The sequence below is a fragment of the Chryseobacterium flavum genome, assembly GCF_003385595.1.
Classification (GTDB): Bacteria; Bacteroidota; Bacteroidia; order Flavobacteriales; family Weeksellaceae; genus Chryseobacterium; species Chryseobacterium flavum.
Genome location: NZ_QNUE01000002.1, coordinates 320,245 through 347,213, shown reverse-complemented (window position 1 = coordinate 347,213; position 26,969 = coordinate 320,245). Strand labels below are relative to the sequence as shown.

Sequence of the window (26,969 nt, the reverse complement as noted above, 5' to 3'; positions counted from 1 at the left end):
ATATAATTCATGGTTAAGGTTACTGAATAGTTGATATAGTAGTTCTGGCAGGCTGATGTTTCCTGTTGAGAGTATTATATGCTGATTTATTTGAGAAATGTTACTTCTTTAGAAATCAGTAAAGATATATAAGCTTAAAAGCTTATAATAAAGCAGTATAAGCTTAAAAGCTTATATTTTGTTTTTGATGAGCTTTTGTACAATTTGATTTAAAGTGTCTCTATGGTCATCAATATAGCTCAGACCTGCCTGTATCAGGTTCTCAATATTAGAGCGCCTTACATTATCCATTGCAGGAGAAGCATTTTTTAGTGAAGGGTTCAGCCGGTAATAATTTTTCTGGTTTCTTAAACCTAAAGTCTGGAACATTTGGCATAGCTGATAATCCACTGTTTCTGCATTGGCAGACATCAGAATATCAATGATGGGATTTACCCAGCCTATTTTTCCTGCTTTTTCCAGTCTCTTAAAAGAATAAGGCCTGGCTTCAACACCTGTTCCTATAGAGATAATGATCATATCGTTAACTCCGGGATGGTTGGCTTTCTGATGGTTTTTCAATACTTCAGCAAAAGGAATTTTCCGGGCTTCCGCATAGGCACAGAGGGCTGGATTATTCGCAAACATTCCTCCATCAATCAGACTAAAAATCTGTCCGTACATGGACTTGATCTGTATAGGACTGAAATAAGTGGGAGCTGCTGCTGTTGCCCGGCAGATATCTTTTACATAAAAATTATCCGTACTAAGATTCGCTTCCCATGAATTGAAAAGTTTAGCTCTTCTGTTTTCTATATCATAACTTGTTATTAAACATGGTTTTATTAATTCTTTTAGTTCTAAATTTCCAAAAAAATCATTCAGATTTTTTTCAAGTGCTTCCTGGGAAATTTTTTCGTTCAGCAATCCGAATGGATTAACCAGTTTTTCCCAAAAGGATACCTGGAAGATGTCACCACCCTTTTCAGCATAAAGTTCTAATCCTTTCTGAATAGAATACTTTGCTTTCCGGGTTTCATCGGGGCATAAGATAATAGACGCAATCAGACCTCCTGTACTGCTGCCTGCAACCAGATCAAAATAATCCCCGAGCTTGGCACTCGGTTTATCATAGTACTGGAGCTGTTCTTCTATGTAGCGTAGAATAATGCAGGTTACAATCCCCCTTATTCCACCCCCGTCCAAAGAAAGAATGGTTGTCTTTTTCATGTGATGTTTTAGTTGTTTTTAAAAAAGGACATGTACAATCTTAAATCTATAGAAAACACATTTTTAGTAGAATAAAGTTGTGTTTCTGTATTCAGATTTCATTGCTTTTTTAGTTGTTTTTTGTAAAGCAAAGGTAGGAGGGAGTAGCGACAGAACTTGTCGTATTATAAATGATTTTAAATAAAAAAGAGTTAAAGTATGATATAATTATGTTGATCTCTTGGCATCTTTGAAAATATTCTCCAATTGGTTTTAATAAGATTTTTTCCTTTGTATACCGTTTTCTTTTCGAAGTGAGGAAGATCTTTATATGTTTTCCAGTTTCCTCCCCAATTCCAGCCATTTCTGGCAAAAATCTGTACACATTCATACCAGTCTGCCACTTTATCATTATCCCAATCTTTTGCAGTATCCCAGCTGGCTGTTTTTCCGTCAATAATCAGACAGATATCTACTGCAAGACCATAATTGTGTAGACTCTGTCCTGCTCTGGCATTGGTCAGCTTTTTTCCGGAAGTAAGTCTCCCGATCGCATAAAGTCTTTCCTGTTCTTCAAAAGATCTCAATCCCTGGGTAATCCTTACTTTAGCCTTTCCTGTAAGTGCGAGATTACACTCCTGAATGATATTTCTCATTTCGTCCCTGACTACAGGATGAAGAAATTTGATTCTTTCTGATGTTACTTTGTCCATGATATTTACTATTGTCTGACAAAGATATCAGGCGGGTACGACGAAACTTGACGTATTTTAATTGAAAAAGTATAAACGATGGAAAATGTTTTTTGAAAACAAAATTAGCAGTCACAAACGACAAAACATGTCGTATTAAAATAATTTAATAGGTTAAAATACAGAGTGTTAAATATGATGTTAATTTTTAAATGAAGCCTTATTTTATTCTTTAAAAACTATAATTTTGCATTAAATATTCACAATCCGTATGTATGCCCTCGTAGACTGCAATAACTTTTTTGTTTCCTGTGAGAGGACTTTAGATCCTGAACTGGAAAATAAACCTGTTGTGGTGTTATCCAACAATGACGGGTGTGTTGTATCCAGAAGTAAAGAGGCAAAAGATCTGGGTATTCCTATGGCAGCACCAGCCTTTAAGTATAAAGAGCTTTTTCAGAAGTATGATGTGAAAAGCTTTTCCGCAAAATTTGAATTATATAATTATAAAAGCCAGCAGGTGATCAATATTGCTAAATCCTATGTTGTTGATCATGAGGTTTATAGTATTGATGAGCTTTTTCTTGATCTTACAGGTTTCAAATATATTGATATTCATAACTATTGCCTGGGAATCAGAGAAGAGATTAAAGAGAAAGAAAATATTCCTGTAAGTATAGGAATTGCTCCTACCAAAACCTTATGTAAAGTTGCCAACAGGATCGTTAAAGAGTTTCCTGATAAGTTTGATGGAGTGTATATGCTGGATACTCCCGAAAAAATTGAGAAGGCTTTGAAGTGGCTTGCTATAGGCGATGTCTGGGGAATAGGAAGAAAGCTGGCGGCAAAAATGAATGACAGCGGGGTGTACAAAGCCTGGGATCTTCTTCAGAAACCCGAAATGTGGGTTCGTAAGATAATGGGAATTCACGGGGTAAGAATGATTAATGAACTTAAAGGGATTCGTCAGCTGGAACTAGACACTCCTTCTCCTAAAAAGTCAATTGCTGTAACCCGGAGTTTTATGGAAATGCTGACGAGAAAAGAAGATGTCCGGGAACGGGTAGAAACGTTTGGTATGTATTGCTCAGAAAGATTGCGGAGACAGAATACCTGCTGTAAAATAATTACGGTGTTTGTACAGACGAACCGTTTCAGAAAAGACCTTCCTGAATACAGAAATGCAATGACCAGAATACTCTCCAATCCCACCAATTCTTCTATATTGATAGGAAGGGTGGTAAATGAGCTGTTCGAGGCTATTTATAAAGAAGGATTTCATTATAAAAGGGCAGGCGTTATTGTGAATGATTTTGTTCCTGAAGACCAAAGACAGATCGGGCTTTTTGAAGAAGATGTGCAAAACCATCATCTTCCTGTGATGAAAGCAATGGATGCCATGAATAAAAAATTCGGGAAGGATAAAGTACGCCTTGGCAGTATGAGTGGAGAAAATACTTTCGGCCGAGCCAAACTTTCTCCGGAATATGAAGCCTTCTTAAAAAAGAATACATTGCCTGAAGCAAATTTCAGATTTCATTAGAGGACTTACAGTTACTTTCTTTCATACTTCCAGTTTCTTCCTTTTCCTTCTGCAATCCATTCCAAAGCCTGTTCTATTCTTTTATTCCGGGTGGCTTCTGTTTTGGCTTCAGTAATCCAGTTTACATACTCCTTTCTGAAAGATGGCGAACTTTTTTCAAAAATCTCCAAAGCTTTTTTATTCTGGGTCAAAATTTCTTTAAAATAATCAGGAACTACAGTTTCTGTTTTTGAAGGAGCCGCTCGTTTCATGGTAACTCCCATATCTGTAAGTTCCATGGCTTCCCTGATTGCTTTTTTCAGCTGAGGTCTGGAGGGTAAATCTTCCATTTTGGTGATTTTACCTAAACTGAACATAGAACTCTTTTCAGCTGTTGTTTCCAGTTCTTTTAAAGTAGACATTTCCTGATGAAGCCAGAATCCAAGGCTGCAATATTGTTTGAACGAGGTAATTGAACAAAGAATCTTTCCTTTATACATGAAAGTAGGAAACTGCCATTTGATTGCTTCTTCTGCATCGGGACAGACTTCATGAATTGTTTCACGAAGATAATTTAAGATTGGCTTTGCAAAATCCGGAGATTTTTCAATGTATTCCTCAACTTTTATACTGTGCTTTTCCATGTGTTTACTGAAAGAATTGTACGGTTTCATTGACCAGGAATTTCACCTGATCCGGTCTGCCTTTATCATTTTTAGGATTGTTTAAGTAGCTCCCGGTTCTTACGATAACCATATCGTATTCAGGAACTATAATGATATATTGTCCTTGTAACCCCAGAAAGTAATAATGTTTAACGGGATTATCATAATTGATCCAGAGCCCCAGCCCATAAATACCTTCTGATTTTTCTGTAGGAGTTCTCATTTGCTCAATGAAAGCAGAATTTAGAATCTGATCATTTCCAACTTTGCCATTGTCGAGGAATAACTGCCCCAGTTTGGCAAAGTCTCTGGCATTCGAATGAATACAACAATAGGCTTTTTCCATTCCGGAATCATCTGTACTCCACTTTGCATTTTGTTCCATTCCCAGGGAAATCCAGAATTTTTCTGATAAATAACTTGCAAGAGGCTTTCCAAGGGCTTTTCTTACAGCAAAGCCCAGCAGCTGTGTAGATCCGCTCTGGTATTCAAATCTGGTTCCCGGTTTTTCTTTGAACCTTCTGGAAAAAACAGCTTTTACAAGACTTTTTCCATAATAAGCTTTTGCATTGGGGAGAAATGGATTGTTGTAATCTTCATCCCAGTCAAGACCGGCTTCCATCTGGGCAAGGTTCCTGAGTGTGATTTCGTTTCCGTATTTTTTTTCATTAAGCGCAGGATAAAATTCAGAAACCTTCTCATCGATACTCCTGATGAGGCCTTCTTCCAAAGCTTTACCCAGAAGCATGACCGTAACCGCCTTAGCCATAGAGAATGAATTGGTCTGTGAAAGCTGATTATAGCCTGCCCAATATTGTTCATGCAGGATCTTTCCATTCCGAACCACTATAAAAGCAGCCGTTTTAGACTTTTTTAAGTTATCAGCCAGATGGTCCGGTAAATCTGTTTTATTATACTCAGGGGCTTTTTCCCAAAGTTTTGGAGTTACTGTTATAACAGGATTGCCTGGGAAAAGGTCGCCGTCATCTATGTAGGCACCTGATTTTCCTTTAAGATAAGTTTTGGAAATACCGCTGAACAGATAGTCGTATCCCAGAAAATAAGCTGCTGCTGCGCCTGCTGCAGCTCCGCCAATCATATATTTTAGTATTTCCATTTTTGCCGGTTACCCATTAATGATTTAAATTTAAAAATAATAAATTAAAAAACATCCTTGGGGGAAATAAAAAAGCCTTGAAATTTTTATTCAAGGCTCAAGTATTGTAATCGTTAACTTATTTATTGTATTCGTACAGATAAGTATGGGAATTTGTTCCTAAAACTGAACTGGTGTAAGTCATAACTGTTTTAGTCGGATAACTTTCACTGTTAAATGTGTGATCAGCTTTAGATTTGTTAGTTCCGCTTATAAGTCCGGAATAATTACTGCTGCTGCTTAGCAGATTATTGTATCCTGTTTCTCCATCACCCATAAACAGATTTATTTTGATAAAACCCTTTACGTTTTTCATAGGATGATTGGCATTATCATAAGTATTGGTGGTATTATAGGTTACTCCATTATGGGTATAGCTTCTGGAAGCTACATTACCATTGCTTGATAGATAAATGTCTTCCTCAATATACTGAATATTTGAATAAGTTCCTGTTGACGGATTATAGGTGGCGCCCCCATAGTTAGTAAACTTTATATGATTATCCGTTATATACTGGTATTTTTTAGTGTAAACCAGCGTTCCCTGATATTTCTCGGTTACTTTTTCAGCCATAATCCTTCCATTGGAATAGGTGAATTCTCTGATCTCTCTTAATACCCCGTCTTCATAGTCTTCAGTTTTTACTATATTATCCCCGCTATATGTATAAACGGTTTTTGCATTTTCACCCGTATCAATAGCTTCAGTGATCTTGTCGCCGTCGTATTTAAACTCTATTACATACGTTTGATTATCCTGGGTAATCTCGGTAAATTTTTTTAATAATAAAGGGGAATTATCATTGCTGTTGTTGTTATCATCCGCAACAGAATCATTGGATGAGCTACAGCTGGTGATCACTGCTAAAGCCAGTGACGAAATAATTAATTTCTTCATAATGATTATTAGTTTTTTAAAATCCGTCAAAATTAATAATTTTTACGATATTTTTTATATAGTATTGAAAAAATAAAGAGCCCCGATTTGTCAGGGCTCTTATTTTATATTTTAGAAAGTAAATTTCTGAAATTGGTTTTTTCATCAATGATCCTTCTCAATTCAGAAACAGGCACTCTTTCCTGCTGCATCGTATCTCTGTCTCTTATGGTTACTGTATGATCAACAAGTGAATCATGGTCTACGGTAATACAGTAAGGAGTACCAATTGCATCCTGTCTTCTGTAACGTTTCCCGATTGCATCCTTTTCTTCATAGAATAAGTTGAAATCATATTTCAGGTCATTGAATATTTTTTCTGCGTATTCAGCCAATCCGTCTTTTTTCATTAACGGAAGAATTGCAGCTTTAATTGGAGCTAAAGCCGGAGGTAATGATAAAACTGTTCTTTCTGAACCGTCTTCAAGAACTTCATCTCTCAGGCAATGTGCAAATATTGAAAGGAACAGCCTGTCCAGACCTACTGAAGTTTCTACTACATAAGGAACGTAGTTTTCATTTCTTTCAGGATCAAAGAACTGGAGCTTTCTTCCCGAATATTCTTCATGTGCCTTTAAGTCAAAATCCGTTCTCGAGTGGATTCCCTCTAATTCTTTAAATCCGAAAGGGAAATTAAATTCAATATCAGCAGCAGCATTGGCATAGTGTGCCAGCTTCTCATGGTCATGGAATCTGTAATTTTCATTACCTAATCCTAAAGCAAGGTGCCAGTTCAGACGTTTTTGCTTCCATTGTTCATAGAATTCAAGTTCTGTTCCCGGAGCTACAAAGAACTGCATTTCCATTTGTTCAAACTCACGCATTCTGAAGATAAACTGTCTTGCAACAATCTCATTTCTGAATGCCTTTCCAATCTGAGCAATACCAAAAGGGAGTTTATGACGCGAAGTTTTCTGTACATTCAGAAAGTTAACAAAAATACCCTGAGCTGTTTCCGGTCTTAAATAAAGATCCATTGCATTGTCTGCGGAAGCTCCTAATTTAGTTCCGAACATCAGGTTGAACTGTCTTACTTCCGTCCAGTTCTTAGAACCTGTATCAGGATCAGCAATCTCCAGTTCTTCGATCAGTGCTTTTACGTCAGCCAGATCTTCATTTTCTAAAGATCTTGCCAGTCTGGAAAGGATAGCCTCTCTTTTAGCTTTGTATTCCAGAACCTTTGGATTGGTTGCTATAAACTGATCTTTATCAAAAGCGTCACCAAATCTTTTTGCCGCCTTTTCAATTTCCTTCTTTTCTTTCTCTTCAATTTTAGCACAGTAGTCTTCTACCAGAACATCTGCTCTGAAACGTTTCTTGGAATCTTTATTATCAATCAATGGATCATTGAAAGCGTCTACGTGGCCAGATGCCTTCCATGTAGTAGGATGCATAAGGATTGCCGAATCAATACCCACAATATTTTCATTAAGCTGTACCATAGCTTTCCACCAATACTGTTTGATATTATTTTTAAGTTCGGCTCCGTTCTGTCCATAGTCATACACAGCGGATAAACCATCATAGATCTCACTGGATGGGAAAATAAAACCATATTCTTTAGCGTGAGAAATCACTTTCTTGAAAACATCTTCTTGCTTTGCCATAATTTTTTTACGTCTGATGTGCAAAAATAGGAAATTGAATGTCAAATATCTAACAATAGGTACAATAGATGTAAAAATATTATTTAATTTTTCTGGAGTATGAACCTGTTGTCCACTCTATCTTTATTTAAAAAGGATGTTGTTTCCGTCACGATCAGATCGAACGGAAATTTTTACTTTTGCCTTATGTTAGAAATTCTTTATCGCGACGAGCATTTAATTGCCATCAATAAACCAAGTGGGTTATTGGTTCATAAATCTTTTTATACAGGAGATGCAGATACCTTTGCTATTCAGGAATTAAGAAATCAGATCGGGCAATATGTTTTTCCTGTGCATCGTTTAGACCGGAAAACTTCTGGTGTTCTGCTGTTTACTTTAGATAAAGATACACTTAGAATAATGAGTGATCAGTTTGCAGCGCGACAGGTTGAAAAGAAATATTTAGCAATTCTTCGGGGCTGGGCAAAAGAAGAAGAAACCATTGATTATGACCTGATTAATGAAAATGAAGTCAGGCAAAATGCTGTTACTTATTATCATCGGTTGCAGACTTCAGAAATAGATTTACCTTTTTTAAAACATCAGACTTCGAGATATTGTTTAGTAGAAGCAATTCCTGAAACGGGAAGGATGCACCAGCTGAGAAAACATTTTAAGCATATTCTACATCCGATTTTAGGGTGTCGTAAGCATGGCTGCAACAAACAAAATAAATTGTGGCTTACAACATTTGGTATCAATAAAATGACGCTTCACGCTCATCAATTGATTTTTAATCATCCTGTTTCTAACGAAAGAATTACAGTAAATGCCGGTATAGATGAGGAGTTCAAAAAGATAGGAGATATCCTGAGTTTTGATCTGAGTGCGTATTCTTAAATGAGCCGGAAAAATAAATCCTGAGTATTGTACAGTTTACACAGGTTATGTCTTATAGATGATGTAGATAAAAGACATTTTGATAAAATATCACAGGATAATGGAAGATTAATTTTAATTTGAGTATTTTTGTAAAACTTTTTTTCAATGTACAAATCGCTCATCCGTCCGATTCTTTTTAAATTTGATCCCGAAGATGTTCATCATTTTACCTTTTCGGTACTTAAAAATTTTGGATTCCTTACTAAATTATTTTTCCCAAAACCTATTGAAGATAAACGTCTGGAAAGAGAAGTTTTCGGATTAAAATTTAAAAATCCTGTAGGACTGGCTGCCGGTTTTGATAAAAATGCAGTTTTGTTCAATGAATTGGCAGACTTAGGCTTTGGATTTGTAGAAATTGGAACTGTAACCCCAAGAGCACAGGCTGGTAATCCCAGAAAAAGATTGTTTCGTCTCATTGAAGATGGAGGGATTATTAACAGAATGGGTTTCAATAATGATGGTCTGCAGGCTGCTATTGAAAAACTGAAATCCAATAAAGGAAAGATAATCATCGGTGGAAACATCGGAAAAAATACAGATACAAGCCCGGAAAACTATACTCAGGATTATCTGGACTGCTTTGAAGGTCTTCATCCTTATGTAGATTATTTTGTGCTGAATGTAAGTTGTCCGAATGTTGGAAGTCATGCTAAGCTTGAAGATGTAGAATATTTGAGAGAGTTGATTACAGAAGTTAAGAAAATAAACCAGTCAAAAGCTGTACAAAAACCTGTATTACTGAAAATTGCTCCGGATCTCAATAATAATCAGTTAGATGAAATTGTCGAACTGATTGCAGAGACAAAAATTGACGGACTGATTGTTTCCAATACTTCGGTAAACAGAGAAGGGCTGAAAACTTCTCCGGATGTTTTAGGACAAATAGGAAACGGGGGATTAAGCGGAAAGCCTATTCGTGAAAGGAGTACAAAAATGATCAGATATCTTTCCGATAAAAGCAACAGGGCATTCCCGATTATTGGAGTGGGAGGGATTCACTCTGCCAAAGATGCCATGGAAAAACTGGATGCAGGAGCAAGCCTTGTTCAGCTGTATACAGGATTTATCTATGAAGGGCCGGAACTGATCAATGAGATCAATCAGGAATTATTAAAAAGAGCAGGCAGCTTACCGAGATAAAAAAAGAGAGTCATAGGGCTCTCTTTTATTTTGATTTTACTATTGTAGCATTTTTAATATTAACGGTAAATATATAGGCGGGTGATGATGTTGCCTTTCCTACTTTAAACTGTATGGTCTTTTTGTCTTTTGACTCTGTTTCTGTTGTTTCATAAATATTTTCCAAACAACTTTCTGTCAGAAATTCTTCATAATTTTTATAGTTCCAGTCTTTTGTGAAATAAAGAAGCCGATATCCTTTTTCTCCTTCGCTTGCTCCACATCTTCCGCAGGCATTAAAATTAGAAGAGTGCTCAAAATACAGCAAAATCCTGTTTCCATTCGCTCCGGAGGCATAGGAAACCAGTTGATTTCCACCATGTCTGTTAATAAAATCGAAAGTGTTAATTTTTTTATTGTTGGGCAAGATCAGGTAATTGTTATAACGATAGATCATACTGTTGGATGTAAAGAGTCTCGCCGGATGAGTTTTCTTATTATCCAGATTAAAAGTTCCCGCAATACTATTTTCTTTTTCGGTGATCTTATCAAATATGATATATTCTTTCGGACTAAGTGTCTGCGCAATCTCATTGACCTTTTCTACCTTTTGGGGTGAAGTGATCTGTTTTTTTAACACTTCGGCATTTTGTTGTTGTCTATTCCCGAAATTGTAAAGTGATAATTTTCCATAGTTATACATTCCGGTGAGCGGAATTTTCTTCTGATATTTATCGTAGTAATACCATCCATCTACAAAATACTGATATAAACTACAATCCGCAATTCCTGTAAAATTCAGCTGCATTGTAAAAGGAACTCCTGCAATTTCTCCTTTAAAGGTTTGTGAGGAGTCAGTTACGGACTTTAGCTCCACACTTTGGCCGATACAGAAGATGTATACAGGAAATAATAATACAATAAAGATTTTTTTCATGGGTTCGTTTGGTTTATATTCACAGGAAAAAATGAGCTATAGTATAGATGATCAATCCTACAAGCCCGCCGACCAGTGTCCCGTTTACTCTGATGAACTGTAAATCTTTTCCTACTTCCAATTCCAGCTTTTCACTCAGCTCTTTTCCCTGCCAGTTTCCTACAGTTGTACTGATGAGGTTTCCGAACTGATGTGTATTTTTAAGAATATATTTATAGGCGGTTACCCTTACCCAATGATCTATTTTGTTTTGAAGGTTCTCGTCCGTTTTCAGATTTTGTGAAAACTCATCAAGATTTCTGTAAAGATACTTTTTTAATGTGGAATCACTTTCCTGCAGCTCTTTAATCAGCGTCTCTTTGATTGATATCCAGATGTCATTGGAATACTCTTCCAGTTTGTCGTTTTTCAGAAGTCCGTTCTTAATAGTTTTAAACTCATTTTCCCATTTAGAGTCTTCTTTAAGGTCCACTGAAAAATCATGAATTTTTTGAGTGATCAGCTGCCTGACCTCATGTTCCGGATTTTCTTCAATTTCTTTGAAGAAATCTGAGAGTCCGTCTGCAATCTTGTCTGCAATTTTATTATCCACGAAAGAAGGGATAAAAGAATAGCTTCCTTTCCTTACCCGTTCTTTGATTATTTCATCATTTTCAATAATATATTCCTTGATTTGTTTTGAGAGATTGGTAATAATTCTCTGATGATCATTCTTTTCCAGGATATAGCTGATTCCGTTTCCAACTATTTTGTTAAGTTTGATATCATCAGTCATATCCGAAACCTTTTTACTAATGAACCGGCTTACTGTAGAGTTGTCAAGCTTATTGAGGATATCCAGTACAATATCAGAAAGGTTTTTGAGAAGAATTTCCTGGTTTTTTTGTTTACCAAGCCATTCTCCGACAAAATTTGATATTTTAAGCTTTTGGATGTAGGGCCGTATATTTTGTGGAGAAAGAAAATTACTGACCACAAAACTACCCAGATTATCACCCAGCTTTTGCTTGCTGTTTTCAATCAGGTTCGTATGAGGAATAGGAAGGCCAAGAGGGTGACGAAATAAAGCAGTTACAGCAAACCAATCTGCCAGAGCTCCAACCATGGCTGCTTCAGAAAAAGCCCGTACATATCCGATCCAATGGGAAGAGTAAGATTTCTGTAAAATAGTGGTAGTAATAAAAATTGCTGCCATCAGGATAAATAACCCGGTAGCAAATAACTTATATTTCCTGAGTTGTTTTCTTTTTGCTTCGTCATTCATATTCTCAAATTTACTAAATTTGGTTATCAAACTGTTTTAATATTAAATCATAAAGACACAAAGATTTTATTTGGAATTCAGAGGCTTTCACCCACTATCACTTTGTGGTTAAGATACAATAATTAAAACCCGCAATGAAATTTTTAATTTCAATTACCATATTAATCTTTCTGCAGGCATGTACGCAGAAGCATCAACCTATTAAAATTACTTCTATGGAAAATAAAGAAGCAAAAAATAATCCATACTACTCAAGGACTGATACTACCAAACTTAATATTTCCAATAATGAGTGGAAAAAAGTCCTGATTCCGGATCTTTATGCGGTCGCCAGAGAGTCAGCAACAGAAAGAGCTTTTACGGGAAAATATAATGAATTTGATGAGGTAGGGGATTATTATTGTGCTGTATGTGGGAATCACTTATTTCGTTCCACTTCGAAGTTTGCAAGCAGCTGCGGCTGGCCCAGTTTCTTTGAGGCAGATAAAAATGGCGTTTATTATAAGAGAGATCAGTCTTATGGGATGGATAGGGTGGAAGTGCTTTGTAAGCGATGTGATTCGCATTTAGGACATGTTTTTGATGATGGCCCCAAACCTACCGGATTAAGATATTGTATGAACTCAATCAGCCTGGAATTTGTTGCGGTTTCTCAAAAATAACTACTTTTAATTCACAAAATCAGGACGTTAAAGTTTCTTAAATTCAGTTAAACTTTTTAGAGTTATAACCGTCTGGTAATGATGTTTTTATAATTTTGCCCCACTAATTTGGAATTAATATATTATTGAATGAAAGGATTTTATAGCATAATTGGCCTTATATACGTGGTCACGACTTCATTCTATCTTTCTCCGGGAGCGGTGGTAAAGAATGAGAAAATCAAAACAACAAAAGTTGAAAGAGTAATTGAAACGAAATCTGGGAATAATGCAGAGACTGCATCTTCGTCAGAAGTATTATACAAATCAATAGCTTTTGATCCGGAACATGAATTAAATTATGAAGTGTTCTCAAAAGCACTGACTGGGTTTGAAAATTTAAGAAAGGCAGGATTGCTTACCGAAGACTCGCATTTATTGACTATCTGCGATTTTTCTATGTCTTCCAATACGAAAAGACTTTGGGTAATTGATCTTAATGAAAAGAAAGTTTTGTTCAACTCATTGGTTGCGCACGGAAAAAATACAGGTGAAGAATTTGCAACGAATTTTTCTAACAGGGAAAGTTCGTTACAGAGCAGCCTGGGATTTTATATTACCGATGCAACTTATCAGGGAGACAACGGCTATTCTCTCAGATTGCTTGGAATGGATAAAGGATTTAATGATGCGGCTTACAGAAGAGCCATTGTAATGCACGGAGCAAATTATGTAAGTGATGAATTTGCTGCCATGCACAAAAGGATCGGAAGAAGCTGGGGATGCCCGGCAGTGCCTAAAGAACTTACACAGCCTATTATTAATACAATAAAAGGAAGGAATCTTCTCTTTATTTATTATCCTGATCAGAATTATCTTTCCTCTTCGGAATGGCTAAACGCATAATAAAAAAAGGCAATCATTTGATTGCCTTTTTTTATTACAAAATCCAGGGATCTCATACATATTAAAGTTAGCTGAATTTTTTAAAAACTACAGTGGCATTATGCCCTCCAAAGCCGAAAGCATTGCTTAATGCTAAATTGACCTCCTTTTCTTTAGCTTCTCCAAAGACAATATTGATATCCTGTGGGATATTTTCATCAATGCGGTGAAGATTAATTGTCGGAGGAATAATATTATGCTGGATCGCTTTAATTGAAAGTATGGCTTCAACGGCTCCTGCTGCTCCCAATAAATGTCCGGTCATAGATTTCGTTGCACTGATATCTAAATTTTTACTTCCTTTGAATGCAGTGTTGATTGCTTTCAGCTCTATCAGATCTCCTAATGGAGTAGAGGTAGCATGCGGGTTAATATAGTCAATATCTTCCATATTGGCTCCTGCTTCTTTTACTGCAAGCTGCATAGCCTTAATTGCTCCTGCTCCTTCGGGATGAGGGGCGGTCATGTGATAGGCATCAGCTGTCATGGCAGCTCCGGCAAGTTCAGCGTAGATTTTTGCTCCCCTGGCTTTTGCATGCTCATATTCTTCAAGAACTAGAGCACCTGCACCTTCGCCCATGACAAAGCCATCTCTTTCCGCATCATAAGGACGGCTGGCCGTAGTAAAATCTTCATTTCTGGTAGACATTGCCTTCATAATGGAGAATCCTCCGATGGAAGCAGGGGTAATGGCAGCTTCAGAGCCTCCACTGATAATTACTTTAGCTTTTCCGAGCCGTATATAATTAAAGGCATCCATTAAGGCAGTATTTCCTGTTGCACACGCAGAAACAGTAGTATAATTAATCCCCTGGAGCCCATATTTCATAGAGATCATTCCCGATGCCATATTAGCAATGAACTTTGGTACAAAGAAGGGGTTAAAACGTGGAGTGCCGTCACCCTGAGCGAAGTCCATAACCTCTTTTTCAAATGTCCACATTCCTCCCTGTCCTGTTCCCCAGATAACTCCTGTATCAAACGGATCCATTTTTTCCAGTTCCAGACCGGAATCCTGAATAGCTTCAGAGGAGGCGTACATTGCATATTGTGTGAAAAGATCACTTCTTTTTATTTCATTATGGGAGAGGTGTACTTTAGGATCAAAGTTCTTTACTTCGCACCCGAAATGTACCTTAAACTTTTCGGTATCAAAATGAGTGATCAGACCTGCTCCGCTGATCCCCTTAATACTGTTTTGCCAAAAATCTTCGACATTATTTCCCAAAGGCGTAACTGCGCCCAATCCTGTTATGACAACTCTTTTCATATTTTTAGTTACTAATTTTAAAGATTAGATTTCTCATGTGATAAGACAATTTATCCATGCTTAGTTTTGAGACTGTTTTTTACGCCTGCAATATTATCATTTTTCTTTCGCTACAGACAAATATTTAGAGATATTATTTAAAGCATAATAAAAATAATGCTTGAATCATGCAACTTTGTGCTACCCTTTTTCAAGGATCATCGTTACACCCTGACCACGGGCAGCACAAATAGAAATAAATCCTTTTCCATGTCCTTTTTCATGGAGAAGTTTTGCAAGTGTTGCAACAATTCTTCCGCCTGTAGCTGCAAACGGGTGTGCTGCTGCAAGACTTCCTCCTTTTACATTCAGTTTATCTCTGTCAATTTTACCAAGTGCTTTCTCCAATCCGAATTTTTTGGCCAGCTCATCATTCTCCCAGATTTTTATCGAAGCCAGTACCTGAGCTGCAAATGCTTCGTGGATTTCAAAGTAGTCGAAATCATCAAATGTTAATCCTGCTTTTTTTAGCATTCTTTCAGCAGCAAAAACAGGAGCGAGAAGTAAATTCTGTTTGTTTTCAACATATTCTATTCCTGCTACTTCTGAAAAAGTAATATAGACCAAAACCGGAAGGTTATTAATACTTGCCCATTCTTCACTGGCTAATAAGACCGCTGAAGCGCCATCCGTAAATGGCGTGGAGTTTCCTGCTGTTAGTGTTCCGTTTTTTTTATCAAATGATGGTTTGAGTTGTGACAGTTTTTCAAGGCTGGTATCGCGGCGAAGATTATTGTCTTTGTCCAGGCCGTAAGCGGGTGTGATCATATCATCAAAAAAACCTTCATCATAAGCTTTTGCCATATTTTGGTGGCTCCTTAAGGCAAGCTCATCCTGTTCTTTGCGGGAAATGTTATAGTATTTTGCAGTAATCTCAGTATGTTCTCCCATAACGAGTCCGGTTTTAGGTTCCTGTCCTTTATAGGGAACAGGCATCCAGTCTTTTAATCCGGGACTTAACAATTGTTTTAGCTTCCCAAATGCAGACTTTTCTTTATTGGCTTTTAGTAATGCTTTTCTTAATCTTTGCGAAGATTCAAATGGAAGATTGCTCATGGCCTCCACTCCGCAGGCAATCCCACTTTCTATTTGCCCCAAAGCAATTTTATTAGCAATATATACAGCTGCTTCAATACCGGTATCACAGGCCTGCTGGAGATCACAGGCAGGAGTAGCTGGATCAAGGGCTGTATTCATCACAGTTTCCCTGATGAGGTTACTTTCTGAAATGTGTTTAATCACGGCGCCACCGGCTACTTCTCCTAAAAGTTTGCCCTTCAGTTTATAACGGTCTATTAATCCGTTGAGGGCAATAAGCAGAAGATCCTGATTGGTCTGTTCTGTATAGGCTGTATTCATTCTGGCAAAAGGAATTCTGTTGTATCCTATAATAGCCACCTTTTTTGTTTCCATATTGTATAATTTATGATGGAAGAATATTGAGTTCATGATCAATTATGGCGGTAACTCTGTCCAAAGCTTGGTTCAGATAACTTTGATTTCCCATGGTTTTCGAAAGAAGGATTCCGCCTTCAATAAGCATGATGAATAGAGATGCATAATGTACTGCATTGATTTTTTTTTCAATTTCGCCTTTATTTTGCCCTTCAGCAATAACATCTGATATTTTTTTCATCCATTGTTCAAAAGACCTTTTTACCTGAATCTTCAAAGCCGGGAATGAGTCATCAGCTTCTGTTGCTGCATTCATCAGGGGACATCCTCCGTTAGAGAACACAACCTCCCAGTTTTTCCGGTAAAAATCTACAAAAGCATAAAGTTTGTCCAAAGAAGTGGGGTACTTATCACCAAAAGATCCGCTGAGGGTTTTACTTAATAATCCTGCATTGTATTTATAAACTTCAATGGCAACTTCATCTTTGTTTTCAAAATTTCCATAAATGCTGCCTTTTGTAAGGCCGGTAATCTGGGTAATATCAGACAGGGACGTAGAAATATAGCCCTTCGTATTAAAAAGAGTTGCTGTTTTTTCTATGATCAGCTGTTTTGTTTTTTCTGCCTTTGACATTTTTATATTTAAAAGATATGCAAATATATAAAAATATACCAAATGGTATATTTTGTTTGAAAATTAAATCTGAGTCCGGATTATGCTCAGATTTAATTTCTTTTGAATTTTACATATTACTGTTCCAAGGTAGCATTTAAGGTAATCTCAAAGTTAAATGCTGCACTTACCGGACATCCTTCTTCAGCGATTTTAGCAAATTTCTGAAACTCTTCTTCTGTAATACCAGGAACTCTTGCTGTCAGGGTAAGTTCAGACTTGGTGATTTTCCCTGCATTGGGATCAAGAGTGATAACCGAGGTTGTTTTTAGTTCCTCAGGATTATAACCTGCCTGGGAAAGTTCTGCATCCAGTTTCATGGTAAAACATCCGGCATGCGCAGCCGCCAGCAATTCTTCAGGGTTTGTTCCAACTCCATCCGCAAAACGGCTGTTAAAAGAATATTGGGTCTGGTTCAAAGTTGTGCTTTGAGTGGTTAAATGTCCTTTGCCTTCTTTAATGGTACCGTTCCAAACGGCTGTTGCGTTACGTCTCATAATGTTTGTTTTTTCGTTATTTTAATATTAATTTGATTTTGTGTTACAAAGGTATGGTAGAGAGAAGATAAGTTCAATAGATAAAAAGATTTAAATATTGTACTTTTTTCCCGAAGTGTAATTTTTTTTAAAATTAGCCGGTGTGCTTCCCGTTTTATTGGTGAAAAGACGATTGAAATAGGCGGGATCTTCATAGCCCAGATCATATGCTATTTCCTTAACCGGTTTATCAGTATAAAACAGGAGCCTTTTTGCTTCCAGTAAAATCCTGTTAATAATAAACTGATTAGGAGAATCAAGATTTAAGCTTTTAAATTTGTGTGTTAGGGTTTTTGGAGCTATATGCAACAATGCAGCATAATCTGCTACATGATGTTTTTCTCTGAAATGAATTTCCAGGTATCTGCTGAAATCCCTGAAAATATCAAGTTCATTACCAGGAATCTTGATATGATCATTATTTAAATTCTGTTTTTTCCATTTTCTTGTTGCTCTGATTATGATTTGTTTAACGTATGTTCTGATCATTTCTTCGGCAGAGGAATCTTTCCATTCAAGCTCATCGCTGATACTCTGATACAGCCCTTTAATAAGTAAAGCCTCATTAGAGTCAAGTTCAACATATGGGATTTCAAAAATATTGTGAAATAAAAGGCCATCACAGGCAACTTCTTTATCATGAATCTGAATACAGTAGAAATCACGGTTATAATAAAGTAATAAAGATTCTTCTTTTCCTTTTTCCATGGTTAAATGCTGATTGGTGAGAAAAAAGAGAGATGGCCTTTTGGTTTTGTAGCGTTTGAAATCTATAGTTAAATCATATCCGGAAGGGATAAAGAAAATTTTGATATCTGTTTTGAACTTATTTTCGTTTAAACTCTTCAGATTTTCTTCTGAAAATACTTCCAGACCCAGTCTTTTGTAATGATCTTCAAAAACAAGCTGTTGCCGCATATCTAAACTTTAGTTTAAAGATACAAAAAAGCACGATTTAAAGTGATTAAATTTGTAAATCACAACTTTATTCTTTTTTAGGAATTGATTTATAAATAAAAAAATAGAAAATATGACTTTACATTAATTTTATTTTATCAATTTTACAAGAATTTGTACTGTTATCCATATTGTTTAATTATTTTCAAAACTGCTGCATGAGTGAATTAGAAAATATCTTGAGAGAAATAACCCCGCTATCTCCGGAAGACAGTTTTCTTGTGTTTGACAGGATTAAAGCATCCTTTGATTTTCCTTACCATTATCATCCTGAAATTGAAATTAATTTTATTTATAAAGGAAAGGGATATCGTAGAATGATTGGTGATCATACAGGAGAAATCGGTAACATAGAACTGGTTCTTATTGGCCCCAATCTGCCACATTGCTGGGCTAATCATAAATGTAACAACAAAAAGACCCATGAAATCACCATACAGTTTAATCAGGATTTCTTTAATCAGTCATTAATGCAGAAAAATATTCTGAAACCTATCAATAATCTGATGAAAGATTCCATACGGGGAATTTTATTTTCTACCGAAACGGCTGAAAAACTAAAAGATTCGTTTTTAAATCTTTCAAAAATGAACAGCTTTGAATCCTTTATAGAAATGATGAAGATCCTTAATGAGCTGGCCATCGCAGAAGATAAGACCTTTTTATCCTCCTATAGTATAGAGCTTGAATCTTTTGATGACAATGATAAAATGAAGATCATCCATGATTTTGTTCATAAAAATTTCGAAAATAAAATAACATTGGATGATGTTGCCTCACTGGTTAATATGAGCAATGTTACCTTTAACCGGTTTATTAAAAAAAGAACAGGTAAAACCTTTATCAATTATCTCAACGAAATAAGAATAAGTTATGCTACCCGTTGGCTGATGGAAAAAAATCTTAGTGTTTTTGAAATTGCTTTTGAAGCGGGCTTTAATAATATTGCCAACTTTAATAAAGTATTTAAGTCAATTAAAAAGTCAACGCCCACTGAGTTTAAAGAACAGTTTAAAGGTATTAAGAAAATTGAATGATTTAAAAATAAGAATCCGGATTTGTCCGGATTTTTTTAAGAGATAACTGTAAAATAAATCCTCTTTTTAATATTTGAAAATAACGTTATATATTACATTGTAAATCAGCATTTTATTTGTTTTTAAATAAAAATGCTGAAAAAATAATATCGTTTTATGATAAAATAGTATTATATCGGACTGTCAACAAAATTTAGATTTGTCAATATGAATTAAATCTTAACAAAACTTTAAATCATTTAATACATAAAGAACTTATTATTGCTTTAAAAGAAAGAAAATTTGTATTAAACACTAAGGGATTATTTAAAGTGATGTGATTGATTTTCAAATAAATCTAACTAATCTAAGCCTTATGAGAAAAGCAGTTATACCGGTTCTATTAGTTCTTTCCTTCTATTCCAATGCTCAGGAGAGAAAAGCGGCCGACACCACTAAGACAACCGATATTCAGGAGGTTGTTGTCACTTCTTTGGGGATAAAAAGACAAGCCCGTTCCCTGACGTATTCCAGCCAGCAGATCGGAGGAGACGAACTTACTGAGGTTAAAACTCCCAATCTTTTAAATTCTATTAACGGGAAGGTTTCCAACGTACAAATTAATAGAACGAATGGTGTAGGAAGTTCCGTAAGGGTAATTATGAGGGGGAATAAATCTGTATCCAATAGCCAGCCACTATATGTAATAGATGGTATACCCATTATTAATGGAACAGGTAAATCTACGGATATCAGTCAATATGCCAATATGCCTGATCCCGGCGATGTACTGAGCTCAATCAATCCGGATGACATTGAAAGCATTAACTTTTTAAAAGGTGCGTCTGCATCAGCTCTGTATGGTTCTGCAGGAGGTAACGGAGCTATATTGATCACGACAAGGAAAGGGAAATTAGGTAAAAGTTCTATCACTTATAGCACAAGCTTAACAGTTGAGCGTGCATACAGTTTGCCTAAGTTACAGCACAGCTATTTATCGTATGACCCGTCCGTACCTAAGCAGGCTCCTGGTGATAATATTGAGAGCTGGGGAGCAAAAGGTGCGTCCAGGGATTACCTTAAAGATTTTCTGCAAACAGGTACAACCTGGGTAAACAGCCTTTCTTTCCAGTCTGGAAATGAAAAGTCAACAAACTATTTTTCTATTGGAAATACAACCAACAAAGGAGTTATTCCAATGTCTTATTTTGATCAGTACAATATTTCTTTCAGGAACTCAAGTAAGTTTCTGGATGATAAACTAACTCTTGATGCAAACTTTATCGGTTCTTTACAGGATAGTAAAAACAGACAAACTCCGGGAGCTTCTTTCTCTCCATTAACAAGTTTGTACTGGTTACCGAGAGGTGTGGATTTTGATCAATATGGACCGGATAATTATTCATACCTAAATAAAAGCAGATTATTACCAGCCCAGAATTGGTGGGAAATAAAACCGGACGGTACCTTCAAAGGAAATCCGGAAACTCAGAATCCATATTGGATTTTAAACAGGAATGTGGTTACTGTCAAAAATAAAAATGCATATAGTGCAGTTACATTATCTTATGAAATTAATCCATGGTTAACGGCCAGGGTAAGGGGAAACTACAGCTGGAACAGTTCAGATAGTCAGCGTGATATTTCTGCGTTTTCAGCACCAAGCTTATTAGCAGGAGGTGAAAATGGAAGAATTCTTAAGAACGTATATGAAAATTCTTCTACTTATGGTGATGTTCTACTTATTGGGAGTCCTAAGTTAAGCGAGTCAATTTCTTTGGACTTTACAGTAGGGGGAAGTGTAAACTCCACGAACAATAAAGTAGCACAGGTGGATAATGCATATCTGGCAAATCCGAATTTATTTACACTGAACAACCTTCAATGGAATGTTGAAAGAAGTCCGGGAGACGGATATCACAATATCTATTGGAATTTAAAGAAACAAGTGCGATCAGTCTTTGCAAGTGCTTCTGTTGGGTATAAGAATATGTTCTATATAGATATGACTTTTAGAAACGATTGGGATTCTACTTTATCTTTAACAGGAAGAAGTGGTTTTGATTATGAGTCTATAGGAGCAAACGCTATATTGACTTCAGTCTTTAAGCTTCCGGAAGTCTTTAATTTCTGGAAAGTAAGAGCTTCTTATGCTACTGTCGGACTTGGCTTGCCGGCAAACTTATCCAATGCAATGAATGAATATTATAAAGCATATTCATATGGAGTAGATGCCGGAACTATCGTGTATCCTAAGAGTTCATTTGTTACCGACCCCCGCTATAAAGAGTTATTTCCAAAACCTGAACTTAATAAAACATTTGAAGCAGGAACCGAGTTAAGGATGCTGGGTAACAGGCTGAATTTTGATATTACATATTATAATTCCAATGCGACTAACCAATTGCTGGAAACAACAATCTCTTCAAACTTAGGGGGACTTCCTTCAGGATCATATTATATCAATGCAGGGAAAATACAGAATACAGGGTTTGAATCTTCTTTGTCCTACAAAATTTTTGATGGTGAAAAATTCGGATGGACGGCTACCTTGAATGCTTCTGCGAACAAAAACAAGATTGTTGAATTATTCCCATCAAGTTTAAGTATTCCTCAGGATCAGCTGTTTTCTCTAACCGGAGGTGGTGAATTCACAAAGTTAAGACTGGGAGGGTCTTTTGGAGATCTTTACGGAATTAAATTCCAAAGAGATGATCAGGGAAGAATATTAGTTGATGAAAATGGGGTTCCATTGGCAACAACGGGGACTCCCGGATATCTGGGAAATCCAAATCCTAAATTTATATTGGGCTTTAGCAACTCTTTTAATATCGGAAAACTGGGATTCTCTTTCCTTATTGATGGTAAATTTGGTGGTCAGGTACTGTCTCTTACTGAGAAGGCAAATGATTTGTATGGGGTAAGCCAGGCTACTGCTGATGCAAGAGATGCTGGCGGGGTATCTATTCCAAATGCGGTATACGCTCCGGGAACACCTCTGGCAGGACAGGCGTATAATGGAGTGACAGATGCAAAAGCATATTATAAAAGAACAGGAGGTGCAGGAGGTATCGGAACAGGAATTGATGAAGCATATATGTACAGTGCAACAACAGTTCGTCTGCGCCAGGCATCTGTTTCATATACTTTTGATATCAATGCAAAATATATGAGAAATGCGACTTTAAGTCTGGTGGGAACTAATCTGTTTTTCTTCTATAAAAAAGCACCGTTTGACCCTGAACAAGTATCTGGAAATACTCCCGGAGGAGTAGGAGTGGATTCATTCGGACTTCCGGTTACCAGATCTATCGGACTATCATTAAAGGCTAATTTTTAATTCAACGAAAATGAAAATCAAAAATATTAAAACATTGGTATTGGGGGCAGTAATCTTATTTTCTGCTTCGGGATGCAGCGATCTTGATGAAATTAACCAGGAGAAACTAGGAGGTCCTGAGAATTTTTATGCAGATTATAATGCAGTAGTAAACCCAATGAAATCTATGCAAAGAGGACTGCAGGCAGACTATCAGTTATACCCAAATCTGAGTGCAGATATGTTCAGCGGTATGTTCAGTACGGCAACTCCTTTTAATGGGGGAAAAAATAATATGACGTATTTCATGATGGACGGTTGGAATAACAGGATCATTGCAAGGCAGCAGGATATTTTCAATTATTCTATCATCATTGATGATGCCGCTAAAAATATCTATCCCGATATAGACTTTACGGCTACGTTTGCGGTTAAAAAAATATTAAAAGTAATTACTGCAGCAAGAGTATCAGATAATCACGGTCCTGTAGTATACAGTAAATACGAAATTCCTAACGCAAACGGTGTAACTGATTTTGATTCCCAGCAAAATGCGTATCAATATTTTATTAATGATCTTAGTGCTGCTATTACTGATTTACAGAAGGTGCAGAATATGCCTGCTACAGAAAATGAAGGAGATAAAGCAGCATTGAAAAAAGCAGATTTGGTATTTGGCGGAAATATTGGACAATGGGCAAAATTTGCAAATTCCCTTAAGTTGAGATTGGCGATGAGAATGAGCTATGCCGATCCTGGAAAATCAAAACAATATGCTGAAGAAGCTCTGGCATCATCTGCTGGATTAATTACTGATAATGCAGATAATGCGTTGATCAGTGTGGGGCAGTCTGAATTAAGCTTTATCATATACTCATGGGGGGATTGTTTAATAGGAGCGCCTTTAATGGCTTATATGAATGGATATAATGATCCAAGGCTTCCTGCATATGCAATTCCTGCAACAGACAGTCAGGTTCAGGGGAAATATATTGGAGTTCGCCAGGGGATTAATCTGCTTAACGGGAAAACAACTTATGGAGGGTTTTCCCAACCGCAGGCAAAATCTGCAAATGGTGATTATTTCTCCGGAACAAATGGTAAACTTAAATTATTTACTGCTGCAGAGAGCTGGTTTCTTAAAGCTGAAGCAGCATTAAGAGGATACGCTGGTGCCGGAGATATCCGCACAAATTATGAAAATGGAATAAAACAATCTTTTGGAGAGTGGGGGAAAAGCGCAAATGTCGATACTTATCTTGCCGATACAACTTCTACCGAAGCTCCTTATATTGATCCTAAAAATGCAGCCAACAATATAAATGCAGGAGATGCTCAGTTGAGTACGATTACTATTGCTTGGAATAATGCAGACTCTATGGAAAGAAAACTGGAAAGGATTATTACTCAAAAGTGGTTGTCACTTTATCCGAACGGCCCTGAAGCATGGGCTGAGCAGAGAAGAACAGGATATCCTATTCTGTTCAAGATAAGACAAAATGATAGCGGCGGATTAATCAGTACTGATGGAATGATCAGAAGAATTCCTTTCACCACAGATACCAAAACATCACTTTATAATTATCAGCAGGCTTCACAAATGCTTAATGGTCCGGATACAGGAGGAACAAAGCTTTGGTGGGATAAAAAATTATAATAAGACATCCAAAATACAGAGGCATCTCAGAATTCAGATTTTATTTGAGTATTCATTTCGTAAGGAGAGGAGAATCTCCTCAATTAATTCTTCAATAGTTTCGTTTTAGTCGGAATGAACTTTGAGGTGTCCTCTTTTCTTTAGAATTTTATAAACATGGGAAAAAATAACTCCGAAACCCGCCGGATCCAACCGATCTTCTGGATATCAACATTATATTTTGCAATGGGAGTACCCTTTGTAACCATTAATGCAGTGTCCGGGCTTATGTACAAGGATATGGGTGTTTCGGATTCACAGATCACATTCTGGACTGCCCTGATTATGTTCTCCTGGACATTGAAGCCTCTTTGGAGTCCTTTTCTGGAGATCTATAAAACAAAGAAGTTCTTTGTGGTTTTTACCCAGTTTGCTATAGGAGTTCTGTTTGCCCTGATAGCATTAAGCCTGCCTTTGCATGATTTCTTTAAGTACAGTATTGCCCTTTTTGCAGTGGTCGCTTTTTGTGGCGCAACTCATGATGTGGTAGCAGATGGAACCTATATCAGTTTTCTGACCAATAAAGAACAGGCCCGGTATATCGGATGGCAGGGCGCTTTTTATAACCTGGCGAAAATTATCAGTAGCGGAGCATTGGTTTATTTTGCAGGAGTCCTGGAAAAGACGAAAGGAGTGACCCATGCGTGGATGATCATTATGGCAATTTATACCTTATTATTCTTTGCATTAGCCATTTATCATTATGTTATCCTTCCCAAAGAAAGCAAAGAGGAACATCAGAAAGAACTGAAAACTGCCGGAAATGTCCGAAAGGAATTATTGGAAGTAATAACCTCATTTTTTACCAAGCGTAATATTGTATGGTCTGTATTATTCATCATTCTATACCGTTTTGCTGAAGGATTTGCTATAAAAATTGCACCGTTGTTTTTTAAGGCTCCCAGAACTTCAGGAGGACTGGGGCTGTCTACATCAGATATTGGGCTTATTTATGGTACATATGGTTCTGCAGCTTTTATTCTGGGATCTGTACTTGCGGGTTATTTTATATCGGCCCGCGGACTTAAGCGTTCTTTAATATGGCTGTGTTGTGCATTTAATATTCCATTTGTGGTGTATGCATTACTGGCTTATTATCAGCCGGATGATCTGTTACCGGTAGGAATTGCAGTTGTAGTGGAATATTTTGGTTACGGATTTGGCTTTGTAGGGCTTATGCTGTACATGATGCAGCAGATTGCGCCGGGAAAACATAAAACAGCCCATTACGCATTTGCAACAGGGATTATGAATCTTGGGGTAATGATTCCCGGAATGTTCAGTGGGATGATCAGTGACTGGATCGGATATAAAATGTTCTTTATCTGGGTGCTGGTTGCAACCATTCCTGCATTTTTGGTGACCTTATTTGTTCCGTTCCCCTATCCAGAAAATCAAAAAGAACAAGAAATCAATTTATAAAACAATTTTAAATAAAAAGTAAAAAATACTTTATGACAGCTCAATCAGTAATGATCCCTTGGCAGGATCGCCCGGAAGGTTGTAGTGATATTATGTGGAGGTTTTCCGAAAACCCGATCATTAACAGATATGCAATACCAACATCCAACAGTATATTTAACAGTGCGGTAATTCCTTTTGAAGATGGATTTGCCGGTGTTTTCCGTTGTGATAACAAAGCCGTGCAGATGAATATTTTTGCTGGCTTCAGTAAAGATGGAATCAATTGGGAGATTAATCATGATCCTATTGAAATGCAGGCAGGAAATACAGATATGATCGAGTCCGATTACAAATATGATCCCCGTGTTACTTTCATAGAAGATCGTTACTGGATTACCTGGTGTAACGGATATAATGGACCTACCATCGGAATCGGATATACTTTTAACTTTAAAGAATTTTTTCAGTGTGAAAATGCTTTTCTTCCATTCAACAGAAACGGAGTTTTATTCCCTGAAAAAATTAATGGAAAATATGCCATGCTGAGCCGTCCCAGTGACAACGGACATACTCCTTTTGGAGATATTTATATCAGCTATAGTCCTGATATGAAATATTGGGGAGAGCATCGTTGTGTGATGAAAGTAACACCTTTTGAGGATAGTGCCTGGCAGTGTACAAAAATAGGAGGGGGACCTGTTCCCATAAAAACAGAAGAAGGCTGGCTTCTTTTTTACCATGGTGTTATCAATACATGCAGAGGGTTCAGATACTCAATGGGGGCAGCCCTTCTTGATCTTGAAAATCCTGCGAAAGTATTGTACAGAACAAAGCCTTATTTACTGGCTCCCGCAGAATTGTATGAGCTTACGGGAGATGTTCCCAATGTAGTGTTTCCTTGTGCAGCACTGACAGAAGGGGATAAGGTTACGGTATATTACGGTGCAGCTGACACTGTAGTGGCAATTGCCTTTGGATACATTTCAGAAATTATTGATTTTATGAAAAAGAATTCAATCTGAGTAATATAAGGTTTTAAGAAAATATGTAAACCCGCTTAATTT

General features: G+C 36.8%; 23 protein-coding genes. 10 read left to right on the top strand and 13 right to left on the bottom strand.

Going from position 1 to position 26,969, the window contains the following annotated elements; all coding sequences use genetic code 11:
- Positions 1-171: 171 nt before the first annotated feature.
- Together DRF59_RS03645 and DRF59_RS03640 are read right to left on the bottom strand one after the other, a co-directional pair.
- Positions 172-1,209: a patatin-like phospholipase family protein gene (locus DRF59_RS03645; RefSeq protein ID WP_115956924.1), complete on the bottom strand. Its 1,038-nt coding sequence runs from the start codon at positions 1,207-1,209 to the stop codon at positions 172-174.
- A gap of 191 nt (positions 1,210-1,400) precedes the next feature.
- On the bottom strand, positions 1,401-1,901 hold the full coding sequence (locus DRF59_RS03640; protein ID WP_115956923.1) for a M15 family metallopeptidase: 501 nt from the start codon (positions 1,899-1,901) through the stop codon (positions 1,401-1,403).
- A gap of 250 nt (positions 1,902-2,151) precedes the next feature.
- Between DRF59_RS03640 and DRF59_RS03635 the strand changes: the two genes are divergently transcribed.
- Positions 2,152-3,423, top strand: a complete 1,272-nt coding sequence (locus tag DRF59_RS03635) for a Y-family DNA polymerase (protein ID WP_115956922.1) — start codon at positions 2,152-2,154, stop codon at positions 3,421-3,423.
- 11 nt (positions 3,424-3,434) lie between these two features.
- Here the strand turns inward: DRF59_RS03635 and DRF59_RS03630 are convergent, their stop codons facing one another.
- From DRF59_RS03630 to DRF59_RS03615, 4 genes are all read right to left on the bottom strand, one after another.
- Positions 3,435-4,046: a YdeI/OmpD-associated family protein gene (locus tag DRF59_RS03630; RefSeq protein ID WP_115956921.1), complete on the bottom strand. Its 612-nt coding sequence runs from the start codon at positions 4,044-4,046 to the stop codon at positions 3,435-3,437.
- Between the two features lie 4 nt (positions 4,047-4,050).
- Positions 4,051-5,184, bottom strand: coding sequence for a serine hydrolase domain-containing protein (locus DRF59_RS03625; RefSeq protein WP_115956920.1), 1,134 nt, complete (start codon positions 5,182-5,184; stop codon positions 4,051-4,053).
- Between the two features lie 118 nt (positions 5,185-5,302).
- The gene (locus DRF59_RS03620; RefSeq protein WP_115956919.1) at positions 5,303-6,121 is read right to left on the bottom strand and encodes a hypothetical protein; all 819 of its coding nucleotides are present in this window, start codon (positions 6,119-6,121) and stop codon (positions 5,303-5,305) included.
- A gap of 104 nt (positions 6,122-6,225) precedes the next feature.
- Complete coding sequence (locus tag DRF59_RS03615; protein ID WP_115956918.1) at positions 6,226-7,767, bottom strand: glycine--tRNA ligase; 1,542 nt, start codon at positions 7,765-7,767, stop codon at positions 6,226-6,228.
- Positions 7,768-7,953: 186 nt separating this feature from the next.
- Between DRF59_RS03615 and DRF59_RS03610 the strand changes: the two genes are divergently transcribed.
- Both DRF59_RS03610 and DRF59_RS03605 read left to right on the top strand, forming a co-directional pair.
- A complete protein-coding gene (locus DRF59_RS03610; RefSeq protein ID WP_115956917.1) occupies positions 7,954-8,649 on the top strand; it encodes a pseudouridine synthase in 696 nt (231 codons plus the stop codon).
- 147 nt (positions 8,650-8,796) lie between these two features.
- The gene (locus tag DRF59_RS03605) at positions 8,797-9,834 is read left to right on the top strand and encodes a quinone-dependent dihydroorotate dehydrogenase (RefSeq protein WP_115956916.1); all 1,038 of its coding nucleotides are present in this window, start codon (positions 8,797-8,799) and stop codon (positions 9,832-9,834) included.
- A 25-nt stretch (positions 9,835-9,859) separates the two neighbouring features.
- Here DRF59_RS03605 and DRF59_RS03600 read toward each other — a convergent pair whose 3' ends face one another.
- Positions 9,860-10,750: a hypothetical protein gene (locus DRF59_RS03600; protein ID WP_115956915.1), complete on the bottom strand. Its 891-nt coding sequence runs from the start codon at positions 10,748-10,750 to the stop codon at positions 9,860-9,862.
- A 19-nt stretch (positions 10,751-10,769) separates the two neighbouring features.
- The gene (locus DRF59_RS03595; RefSeq protein WP_115956914.1) at positions 10,770-12,014 is read right to left on the bottom strand and encodes a DUF445 domain-containing protein; all 1,245 of its coding nucleotides are present in this window, start codon (positions 12,012-12,014) and stop codon (positions 10,770-10,772) included.
- 215 nt (positions 12,015-12,229) lie between these two features.
- Between DRF59_RS03595 and msrB the strand changes: the two genes are divergently transcribed.
- Both msrB and DRF59_RS03585 read left to right on the top strand, forming a co-directional pair.
- Positions 12,230-12,676, top strand: a complete 447-nt coding sequence (gene msrB / locus DRF59_RS03590) for a peptide-methionine (R)-S-oxide reductase MsrB (protein WP_407643380.1) — start codon at positions 12,230-12,232, stop codon at positions 12,674-12,676.
- 129 nt (positions 12,677-12,805) lie between these two features.
- Positions 12,806-13,561, top strand: coding sequence for a murein L,D-transpeptidase catalytic domain family protein (locus DRF59_RS03585; RefSeq protein ID WP_115956912.1), 756 nt, complete (start codon positions 12,806-12,808; stop codon positions 13,559-13,561).
- Between the two features lie 67 nt (positions 13,562-13,628).
- Here DRF59_RS03585 and fabF read toward each other — a convergent pair whose 3' ends face one another.
- The 5 genes from fabF to DRF59_RS03560 form a co-directional block, all read right to left on the bottom strand.
- A complete protein-coding gene (gene fabF / locus DRF59_RS03580; protein WP_115956911.1) occupies positions 13,629-14,870 on the bottom strand; it encodes a beta-ketoacyl-ACP synthase II in 1,242 nt (413 codons plus the stop codon).
- Positions 14,871-15,050: 180 nt separating this feature from the next.
- The gene (locus tag DRF59_RS03575) at positions 15,051-16,322 is read right to left on the bottom strand and encodes an acetyl-CoA C-acetyltransferase (protein WP_115957029.1); all 1,272 of its coding nucleotides are present in this window, start codon (positions 16,320-16,322) and stop codon (positions 15,051-15,053) included.
- 10 nt (positions 16,323-16,332) lie between these two features.
- Positions 16,333-16,938 (bottom strand): TetR/AcrR family transcriptional regulator, encoded by a 606-nt coding sequence (locus DRF59_RS03570; RefSeq protein WP_115956910.1) that lies wholly within the window; start codon positions 16,936-16,938, stop codon positions 16,333-16,335.
- A gap of 116 nt (positions 16,939-17,054) precedes the next feature.
- Positions 17,055-17,474: an OsmC family protein gene (locus DRF59_RS03565; RefSeq protein ID WP_115956909.1), complete on the bottom strand. Its 420-nt coding sequence runs from the start codon at positions 17,472-17,474 to the stop codon at positions 17,055-17,057.
- Between the two features lie 90 nt (positions 17,475-17,564).
- Positions 17,565-18,431: a helix-turn-helix domain-containing protein gene (locus tag DRF59_RS03560; protein ID WP_115956908.1), complete on the bottom strand. Its 867-nt coding sequence runs from the start codon at positions 18,429-18,431 to the stop codon at positions 17,565-17,567.
- A gap of 197 nt (positions 18,432-18,628) precedes the next feature.
- Between DRF59_RS03560 and DRF59_RS03555 the strand changes: the two genes are divergently transcribed.
- From DRF59_RS03555 to DRF59_RS03535, 5 genes are all read left to right on the top strand, one after another.
- Positions 18,629-19,507 (top strand): AraC family transcriptional regulator, encoded by an 879-nt coding sequence (locus DRF59_RS03555; protein WP_115956907.1) that lies wholly within the window; start codon positions 18,629-18,631, stop codon positions 19,505-19,507.
- Positions 19,508-19,862: 355 nt separating this feature from the next.
- Positions 19,863-22,826, top strand: coding sequence for a SusC/RagA family TonB-linked outer membrane protein (locus DRF59_RS03550; RefSeq protein ID WP_115956906.1), 2,964 nt, complete (start codon positions 19,863-19,865; stop codon positions 22,824-22,826).
- 10 nt (positions 22,827-22,836) lie between these two features.
- Positions 22,837-24,462 carry a SusD/RagB family nutrient-binding outer membrane lipoprotein gene (locus tag DRF59_RS03545; RefSeq protein ID WP_115956905.1) on the top strand — a complete coding sequence of 542 codons (1,626 nt, stop codon included), beginning with the start codon at positions 22,837-22,839 and terminating at the stop codon, positions 24,460-24,462.
- Positions 24,463-24,618: 156 nt separating this feature from the next.
- Positions 24,619-25,923 carry an MFS transporter gene (locus DRF59_RS03540; RefSeq protein WP_115956904.1) on the top strand — a complete coding sequence of 435 codons (1,305 nt, stop codon included), beginning with the start codon at positions 24,619-24,621 and terminating at the stop codon, positions 25,921-25,923.
- A 32-nt stretch (positions 25,924-25,955) separates the two neighbouring features.
- Positions 25,956-26,927 carry a glycoside hydrolase family 130 protein gene (locus DRF59_RS03535; RefSeq protein ID WP_115956903.1) on the top strand — a complete coding sequence of 324 codons (972 nt, stop codon included), beginning with the start codon at positions 25,956-25,958 and terminating at the stop codon, positions 26,925-26,927.
- Positions 26,928-26,969 lie beyond the last annotated feature (42 nt).

What these genes read in the sequence shown, in the direction of transcription:
- DRF59_RS03645 (WP_115956924.1), bottom strand. Translation starts at nt 1,209, where the DNA reads ATGAAAAAGACAACCATTCTTTCTTTGGACGGGGGTGGAATAAGGGGG.
- DRF59_RS03640 (WP_115956923.1), bottom strand. Translation starts at nt 1,901, where the DNA reads ATGGACAAAGTAACATCAGAAAGAATCAAATTTCTTCATCCTGTAGTC.
- DRF59_RS03635 (WP_115956922.1), top strand. Translation starts at nt 2,152, where the DNA reads ATGTATGCCCTCGTAGACTGCAATAACTTTTTTGTTTCCTGTGAGAGG.
- DRF59_RS03630 (WP_115956921.1), bottom strand. Translation starts at nt 4,046, where the DNA reads ATGGAAAAGCACAGTATAAAAGTTGAGGAATACATTGAAAAATCTCCG.
- DRF59_RS03625 (WP_115956920.1), bottom strand. Translation starts at nt 5,184, where the DNA reads ATGGAAATACTAAAATATATGATTGGCGGAGCTGCAGCAGGCGCAGCA.
- DRF59_RS03620 (WP_115956919.1), bottom strand. Translation starts at nt 6,121, where the DNA reads ATGAAGAAATTAATTATTTCGTCACTGGCTTTAGCAGTGATCACCAGC.
- DRF59_RS03615 (WP_115956918.1), bottom strand. Translation starts at nt 7,767, where the DNA reads ATGGCAAAGCAAGAAGATGTTTTCAAGAAAGTGATTTCTCACGCTAAA.
- DRF59_RS03610 (WP_115956917.1), top strand. Translation starts at nt 7,954, where the DNA reads ATGTTAGAAATTCTTTATCGCGACGAGCATTTAATTGCCATCAATAAA.
- DRF59_RS03605 (WP_115956916.1), top strand. Translation starts at nt 8,797, where the DNA reads ATGTACAAATCGCTCATCCGTCCGATTCTTTTTAAATTTGATCCCGAA.
- DRF59_RS03600 (WP_115956915.1), bottom strand. Translation starts at nt 10,750, where the DNA reads ATGAAAAAAATCTTTATTGTATTATTATTTCCTGTATACATCTTCTGT.
- DRF59_RS03595 (WP_115956914.1), bottom strand. Translation starts at nt 12,014, where the DNA reads ATGAATGACGAAGCAAAAAGAAAACAACTCAGGAAATATAAGTTATTT.
- msrB (WP_407643380.1), top strand. Translation starts at nt 12,230, where the DNA reads ATGGAAAATAAAGAAGCAAAAAATAATCCATACTACTCAAGGACTGAT.
- DRF59_RS03585 (WP_115956912.1), top strand. Translation starts at nt 12,806, where the DNA reads ATGAAAGGATTTTATAGCATAATTGGCCTTATATACGTGGTCACGACT.
- fabF (WP_115956911.1), bottom strand. Translation starts at nt 14,870, where the DNA reads ATGAAAAGAGTTGTCATAACAGGATTGGGCGCAGTTACGCCTTTGGGA.
- DRF59_RS03575 (WP_115957029.1), bottom strand. Translation starts at nt 16,322, where the DNA reads ATGGAAACAAAAAAGGTGGCTATTATAGGATACAACAGAATTCCTTTT.
- DRF59_RS03570 (WP_115956910.1), bottom strand. Translation starts at nt 16,938, where the DNA reads ATGTCAAAGGCAGAAAAAACAAAACAGCTGATCATAGAAAAAACAGCA.
- DRF59_RS03565 (WP_115956909.1), bottom strand. Translation starts at nt 17,474, where the DNA reads ATGAGACGTAACGCAACAGCCGTTTGGAACGGTACCATTAAAGAAGGC.
- DRF59_RS03560 (WP_115956908.1), bottom strand. Translation starts at nt 18,431, where the DNA reads ATGCGGCAACAGCTTGTTTTTGAAGATCATTACAAAAGACTGGGTCTG.
- DRF59_RS03555 (WP_115956907.1), top strand. Translation starts at nt 18,629, where the DNA reads ATGAGTGAATTAGAAAATATCTTGAGAGAAATAACCCCGCTATCTCCG.
- DRF59_RS03550 (WP_115956906.1), top strand. Translation starts at nt 19,863, where the DNA reads ATGAGAAAAGCAGTTATACCGGTTCTATTAGTTCTTTCCTTCTATTCC.
- DRF59_RS03545 (WP_115956905.1), top strand. Translation starts at nt 22,837, where the DNA reads ATGAAAATCAAAAATATTAAAACATTGGTATTGGGGGCAGTAATCTTA.
- DRF59_RS03540 (WP_115956904.1), top strand. Translation starts at nt 24,619, where the DNA reads ATGGGAAAAAATAACTCCGAAACCCGCCGGATCCAACCGATCTTCTGG.
- DRF59_RS03535 (WP_115956903.1), top strand. Translation starts at nt 25,956, where the DNA reads ATGACAGCTCAATCAGTAATGATCCCTTGGCAGGATCGCCCGGAAGGT.